Genomic DNA, 546 nt, shown 5'->3' with positions numbered 1-546 from the left:
GCTACGTGAATTTGAAGTGATTGTGTCCCCAAAAGGTGAGCAATTTGCAGTGACGGATCCCAAGGGCAACATCTTAATGCAGCCTCAGCCATACCCACCACAAGGGCCTGTGACGATTAACGGTACGACCTTTGAGCTAACAGCGGGAGCTGTGCCGAACGATAAGTTTACGGCAAACCTTGTACCATCAGAGGGTGACAATGGCAACTTACGTAATTTTCAAGATCTTCAAACCGAAAAAGTTTTGAACGATGGTGAGTCTACGATTTTAGACCTTTACCACAACCTGAATACTAATACGGGTCTGAAGTCTTCAACGGCTAATCGTTTAAGTGAAATTGCGACGTTGGAAAAGCAGTCTGCCCAAGAGCGTATTGCTTCAATCTCGGGGGTCAACCTCGATGAAGAAGCGGCAAACATGATGAAGTTTCAACAAGCTTATATGGCTTCTTCACGCATCATGCAAGCTGCTAACGACACGTTTAATACTATTTTGGCTCTGAGGTAGAATTGTAAATGTTGAATCGTATTTCCAGCTTCCATAAT

At 44.1% G+C, this 546-nt stretch carries 1 protein-coding gene; it reads left to right on the top strand.

The window, feature by feature from the left end; genetic code table 11:
- Positions 1-508, top strand: a 508-nt coding sequence (locus A3712_RS06570) for a flagellar basal body rod C-terminal domain-containing protein (protein WP_331710853.1), incomplete at its 5' end; no start/stop codon positions are given.
- Between the last annotated feature and the right edge of the window lie 38 nt (positions 509-546).

Source organism: Vibrio sp. HI00D65, assembly GCF_001635455.1.
Classification (GTDB): Bacteria; Pseudomonadota; Gammaproteobacteria; order Enterobacterales; family Vibrionaceae; genus Vibrio.
Note: the sequence above shows the minus strand (reverse complement) of the source record. Positions and strands in the feature narration are given on the sequence as shown.